At 38.7% G+C, this 6,455-nt stretch carries 6 protein-coding genes; 5 read left to right on the forward strand and 1 reads right to left on the reverse strand.

Annotated elements, in window-relative coordinates; genetic code table 11:
- The first annotated feature begins 275 nt into the window (after positions 1 to 275).
- The 5 genes from QZ019_RS08860 (at position 276) to uvrC (ending at position 5,785) form a co-directional block, all read left to right on the forward strand.
- Positions 276 to 1,340, forward strand: a complete 1,065-nt coding sequence (locus QZ019_RS08860; protein ID WP_294565488.1) for a methionine ABC transporter ATP-binding protein — start codon at positions 276 to 278, stop codon at positions 1,338 to 1,340.
- Between the two features lie 19 nt (positions 1,341 to 1,359).
- Positions 1,360 to 2,001 carry a methionine ABC transporter permease gene (locus QZ019_RS08865; protein WP_294565789.1) on the forward strand — a complete coding sequence of 214 codons (642 nt, stop codon included), beginning with the start codon at positions 1,360 to 1,362 and terminating at the stop codon, positions 1,999 to 2,001.
- Between the two features lie 212 nt (positions 2,002 to 2,213).
- Positions 2,214 to 2,993 (forward strand): MetQ/NlpA family ABC transporter substrate-binding protein, encoded by a 780-nt coding sequence (locus QZ019_RS08870; RefSeq protein ID WP_295484338.1) that lies wholly within the window; start codon positions 2,214 to 2,216, stop codon positions 2,991 to 2,993.
- A gap of 60 nt (positions 2,994 to 3,053) precedes the next feature.
- The gene (locus QZ019_RS08875; protein ID WP_295484341.1) at positions 3,054 to 3,836 is read left to right on the forward strand and encodes a protein-ADP-ribose hydrolase; all 783 of its coding nucleotides are present in this window, start codon (positions 3,054 to 3,056) and stop codon (positions 3,834 to 3,836) included.
- Positions 3,836 to 5,785 (forward strand): excinuclease ABC subunit UvrC, encoded by a 1,950-nt coding sequence (uvrC, locus tag QZ019_RS08880; RefSeq protein WP_295484343.1) that lies wholly within the window; start codon positions 3,836 to 3,838, stop codon positions 5,783 to 5,785. Before QZ019_RS08875 ends, uvrC begins: the two co-directional genes overlap by 1 nt.
- Before the next feature lie 17 nt (positions 5,786 to 5,802).
- On the opposite strand, the gene QZ019_RS08885 is transcribed toward uvrC, so the two are convergent.
- The coding region (locus tag QZ019_RS08885) for a hypothetical protein (protein WP_295484345.1) at positions 5,803 to 6,455 on the reverse strand (653 nt) is incomplete at its 5' end.

Here is a 6,455-nt window from a genome sequence, read left to right on the forward strand (position 1 = left end):
ATAAAGGATTTTTTTAGTATGAAATTTTTTTTGAAGCTCTCATGCGTAACTACTATATCTTAATGAAAGATTTGCTTTTAGTTTAACTTCTAGAAGTTGAGATACTTACAAGCTTTAAAGACTCATCTGGTAAGTATTGTAAGTTTTTTTAAAACTCTAGGTAGTGTTACAATATTATATTTGTTCGCATAGACCGTGAATTTCTTTCCTGAAAGCAAATGGAAGGATTTGTGGTGAAATAGGTTTACGCAGTTATTAAATAGTGGAATTTATTCGTGATTAAACTTACCCATATAGAAAAAATTTACGCAAAAGGCACTAAACGTGAGGTTAAGGCCTTAAAAGACGTATCTTTGACTATTAATGAAGGTGAGATTTTCGGAGTGATCGGATTGTCCGGTGCAGGAAAATCCACTCTTATCCGTAATATTAATCTTCTGGAGCGTCCCACATCCGGAACGGTTGAGGTGGATGGAAAAGATCTTACTGCCATGAAACAGGCGCAGCTTAGAGTTGAAAGAAGAAAAATCGGGATGATTTTTCAGAGCTTTAATTTGCTGTCGTCTCTTACCGTTGCTAAAAATGTTGCTTTTCCTTTGGAGCTTGAAGGCAGACTTGATAAAGAAGCAATTGATAAGCGTGTTGCTCATCTGCTTGAGTTAGTAGGTCTTTCAGATAAGGCAGATATGTACCCTGCCCAATTATCCGGCGGTCAAAAGCAGCGTGTCGGCATTGCCAGAGCTCTTGCCGCGGAGCCTAAAGTGCTTTTATGCGATGAGGCGACTTCTGCTCTTGATCCGAAGACTACAAGTTCGATTTTGGAATTGCTGCTTGATCTTAGGGATAAGCTAAAGCTTACTATCGTTATTATCACTCATCAGATGGAAGTTATTAAAGAGTGCTGTGATCGCGTTGCGGTTTTAGATGGCGGTGTGATTGCCGAAATGGGTAGTACTCTTGATATCTTTACCGAGCCTAAAGAAGAACTAACTAAGCGATTGGTTTCTTCTGCCGTACGTCGCGGTATGCCTGAATTGCTTCGTCATACGCAAATCGTTCCTAATTATGAAAGCGGCTATAAAGCCGTTGTGGAAATTCTGTTCTTAGGTCCTAAGGCTGACAGCCCGGTAATTGCAGATGTTTCTAAATGCTGTAATGCCAAGATAAGTATTTTGGCAGGTAGCATCGATCATATCCGTAAAGTTCCGTTCGGACTTTTGGTCGTTGAAATTGACGGTGATGAAGAAACTATTCATATCGCTATTGAAGAACTTAAAAAGCGTGTTCATAAAGTGGAGGTTTTAGGCTATGACCGCCGTAAGCAATTGGCTGAATATTGATTTATCCGCATGGTCTAAAATGTCCGGATTACTGTTTGACGGTACTCTTGAAACTTTTTACATGGTGCTTTTAGCATCCGTGATTACCGCTCTTTTCGGTGTGCCTTTAGGCGTTTTGCTTTTGGTTACTTCCCGCGGCTATTTCTGGGAGTCTCCTAACTTTTATCGTATTTTGGGCACGATAGTAAATGCATTGCGTTCCATTCCTTTCATTATTTTGATGGTTGCAATTATTCCGTTTACTAAAATGCTCGTAGGTACTTCCATCGGAACTACTGCTGCAATCGTACCTTTAACTGTTTCAACCATACCTTTTACCGGGCGTCTTATCGAAACCTCTTTAAGAACCGTGCCGTACGGATTGATTGAAGCTGCAACTTCAATGGGAGCAACCCCTTGGCAGATTATACGCAGAGTGCTTTTGCCTGAGGCAATGCCTGAGATTATCCAGAATTTTACTATTACCGTGATTGTGATTATCGGCAGTTCTGCTATGGCCGGAACTATCGGCGGAGGTGGTCTTGGTGATTTGGCCATCCGTTACGGTTATATGCGTTTTAGAGCTGATATGATGATTGCAACCGTTCTTATTTTGATTTTGATGGTTCAATTAGTTCAGTGGATAGGTGATATGCTTTCCCGCCATTACGATCATCGCTAAATTTTTAGTTTCTGTATTCTTTTTAGGCTCCGGTTTTCAGATTGAAGATTGGAGCTTTCTTTTTGTATCTTCTATTTGTATTATCTTTTGCTCCTTTTTGGTGCTTGAATCCGTATTTCCCTTGCATAATGGTATTTAAACGATTTTAATAGAATCATTGTGAAGCTTTAAGTATGAAACAAAGCGCAAATTAGAATATGAGGAGCCAATAAATGAAAGCCTTTGTCGCAGCTTTGTCAGCCGCTGTTCTTTGTTCCGTTTCTGCAGCTAATGCAGGTGAAATTTCCGTAGGTGTAACTCCGGTGCCGCATGGAGAGATTATGGAGTTTGTTAAGCCGATTGTTGCAAAGCAGGGCGTTGATTTGAAGATTGTTGAGTTTAATGATTACGTACAGCCCAATTTAGCAACTGATGACGGTGAGCTTGATGCAAATTATTTCCAGCATCGTCCTTATTTGGAAGAGTTTACCAAAGATCATGGAATCAACCTCGTGGAAGTTGCTACCGTCCATATTGAGCCTATGGGCGTTTATTCAAAGCAGATTAAAGAAATCAATGAATTAAAGGATGGTGCAGTTATTGCAATTCCAAACGATCCGACCAACGGCGGACGTGCATTATTACTGCTTAATAAAGCCGGTGTCATTACTTTAGAAGATCCGACTGATATTACTGCTACCGTAATGGATATTAAAGATAATCCTAAGAATATTGAAATCCGTGAGTTGGAAGCAGCTCAGCTGCCGCGTGCGCTTGAGGATGTAGATGCTGCCGTTATTAATACCAACTTTGCTATGCAGGCTGATTTAATTCCGCAGCGCGATGCTATTGTTATTGAGGGTGCTGATTCTCCTTACGTGAACATTCTGGTAGCAAATCCTGAAAGTGCTCAAAAAGAAGATATGAAGATTTTGATTAAGGCTGTACAGTCTGAAGAAACTAAAGCCTTTATTGAAAAACAGTATAAAGGTGCAGTTTTACCGGCCTTTTAATTCTTTTTGGATTAGTGCTAAAGTAAAGGGGACTTAGGTCCCCTTTGTTTTGGTGCAAATATGCAGACGGTTGATGAAAATCTTAATTTTTTAATTTTAAAATTAAGTGAAGAAAGAAAAGAAAAACTCGATACGGCTGGTTTTAATTTTCCTTTTGCTAAACGCTTTAGCATTGCCCGTGCCTATATGAATTTAAGACCGGCAAAAGAACTTTCTGAAGAAGTATTAAAAGCTCAGGATATAGTTTTAAGTTCTTTAATTAAAGAGCGGGGAATTGTCGATGTTTTTAATCTTCCTGAAAAAGAAATCGGTATTTCTTTATTTCAAGGAGATATTACCCGTCTAAATGCTGATGCTATCGTTAATGCAGCAAATAGTGCTGCTCAGGGATGTTTTATTCCGGGACACAACTGTATAGATAATGTTATTCATTCTTTTGCAGGAATGCAGCTTCGTCTCTATTGTCACGATCTTATAAAAAGGCGAAAAAAAGAAGTAAGAACTGGGGAAGCGATTATTACTCCAGGTTTTAATTTACCGGCACGCTACGTTATTCATACTGTAGGACCGATAATATTTATTGATGTTAATGCAAAAAAGCAAGAAGAGCTTAGATCCTGTTATTTAAATTCCATGAATTTAGCTTTAGAAAACAGTTGTAATAGTATTGTTTTTCCCTGCATTTCCACCGGAGAGTTTCATTTTCCGCAAAAAGAAGCGGCAATTATTGCTTTAGCGAGCGTAAGAGAATTTCTTAAAGCACATGATTATCCGTTTAAAGTAGTTTTTAATGTGTTTAAGGATAGTGATTTGTCAATTTACACCGAACTTTTAGGTGCTTAATGAAAGAAGATAAAGCCAAGTCTGAGGCATTATATTTTATTGATGATGCTTTAAATGACGATTTAGACGTAAAAAAACAAAACACCGATGAGATAAAAAAATCAAAGGAAAAGGTAACTTTTGATTATAAAAGTTTTTTAAAAACCGTTCCTAACCGGCCTGGTTCGTATCGCATGTACGATAAAAATGAAACGGTTATTTATGTGGGTAAAGCAAAAGATCTAAAAAAAAGACTGTCGCAGTATTTTTTAAAAGGAGTCGACTCGGTAAAAACCAGAGCTTTGGTTGCGCATATTGCTCACATTGAATTTACAGTTACTTTTTCAGAAACTGAAGCATTAATTTTAGAAAATAATTTAATTAAGAAATATCAGCCGCGCTATAACATTCTTTTACGCGATGATAAGTCATATCCTTATATTCTTTTGACTAAAGACAAGCATCCAGGGCTTTTTTATCATCGCGGAGCTAAAAGAATCGTCGGTGACTACTTCGGTCCGTTCCCTGATTCCGGCGCGGTAAAGGAAAGCTTACGTCTTTTACAGAAAATTTTTCCTATAAGGCAATGCGCTGACACGGTATATGCTCACCGATCTCGTCCGTGCCTGATGGCGCAGCTGGGTAAATGTCTTGCTCCCTGCGTACCGATGGGAGAAAAAGGAGAAGAAAACTATGCAAAGCAGGTAGAGCTGGTCAAATTATTTTTACGTGGGCAGAATCAGGAATTGCTTAACAATTTAACTGCCTTAATGCAAAATTATTCTAAAAATCTTCAATTTGAAGAAGCGGCAAAATATAGAGATCAGCTATTAGCCTTGCGCCGAGTTCAGGAGGCGCAATCGGTTTCAAGTGACATAAGATCTGATATTGATGTTATAGGACACGCCGTACAAAACGGACTTGCCTGTGTGCATGTACTGTTTATAAGAAAGGGTAGAATTCTTGGAACGCGTTCGTATTACCCTAAGTTGCCCAAAGAAGGCTCTCTTGATGAATTGATGATGTCTTTTTTAAGCCAATTTTATTTAAGTGAAAACCGTTCAGCAATGTTTCCTCAAGAAATAGTTATAGATGTTGCTGTAAATGAGCTTGCTGTTCTGCAGGAAGCAATAAGTCAGGTATCAGGTCGAGAGGTTAGATTTTTAACTAATGTCAGGGCGGATAGAGCAAAATACCTTACTTTGGCAAAAGCAAATGCAAAAGCTTCTTTAACTTCAAAAATTGCTTCTTCTCATACCGCCGAAGATCGCATAAACAGTTTAGAGAAAATTTTAAATCTAAAAGATATTCATCGAATGGAGTGCTTTGATATTTCACATACTCAAGGAGAGTTAACCGTAGCTTCATGCGTAGTGTTTGATAGAGAAGGTCCTGATACTTCAAGATACAGACGTTTTAATATTGAAGGAATAACTCCCGGCGATGATTTTGCAGCTATGCATCAGGTTTTAACCCGCCGTTTTAAAGATCCTGATCATTCAGAGGTTCCTGATTTGGTTTTTATCGACGGTGGTCCCGGACAGTTAAAACAGGCAGAGGAAGTTTTAACTGAAAGCTTTTTGCACGCTAAAAGTTCTTTGCCGAAAATTGTTGCTGTTGCTAAAGGCGAAGGTCGTAAAGAAGGATTAGAGACGCTTATCATGGGGTTTACCCATGAGAGATATCACCTTGATTTAAGCGATCCTGCTTTACAGCTTATTTTACATATTCGTGATGAATCGCACAGATTTGCAATTACAGGACATCGCGGAAGAAGAGCAAAAGCTCGTAGAACTTCTGCGCTTGAAGGAATTGAAGGAGTAGGAGCCAAACGCAGGCAGGCATTGCTGCAGCATTTAGGCGGGCGTCAGGAAGTAATGCGCGCGGGGGTTGACGAACTGGCTAAAGTTCCTGGAATAAGCAAAGCTTTGGCACAGAAAATTTATGATGCTCTGCATGCTATAGATTGATTATTTCTGTGTGCTATCTACTGCTCAATTAATTTTAATGTGGCAAAAATAGGCAGATGGGAAGAAAACTCCTGCCAAGGCATGTGACCTTGATTGCCTTTTATAACAGTTACTGCAGATATTTCCCATACTTGGCCGCGATAGGTCAGAATATGCGATAAATCAAGAGCAGGATTTAATGCCGGATAGGTACGAAAATCTTCATTGCTCTGGGAATCAACGAGGTTAAAGTAACGAGAAAGTTCATAAAGAACAGGTCCGTTTGCCGTATCGTTGAAATTTCCGGTTAAGACTTTTATTTTTAATTCTTTGTCGGTTATTGCATCGCTGTTATCATTCTGATTTTTTACAAAATCATTGATAGAACGAACTGCAGCGATTTTAGACTCAAGATCTTCGTTGTTTTCAAAAGCAGTGTTTAAAAATAAAACAGGGGAATCAAATTGCGGAAGTTTTATTTCCGCACACAATATAGGGGGTAAATGCTGATTGATATCCTGGTAATTGATTGAAACAACATTTTCTATAGGATAATGGCTGATAAGACCGACTGAGCAGTTGCCGTCGTTTGTTTTATCAGATAAAACGAAGGAATAATCTATAAGGCGTGACAACTCTTTAACAGCTTGTGAAAAAGATTCTGAAGTCATCTCTTTAGAACTTTCATTTA

This window comes from uncultured Succinatimonas sp. (assembly GCF_905203285.1).
Taxonomy (GTDB): Bacteria; Pseudomonadota; Gammaproteobacteria; order Enterobacterales; family Succinivibrionaceae; genus Succinatimonas.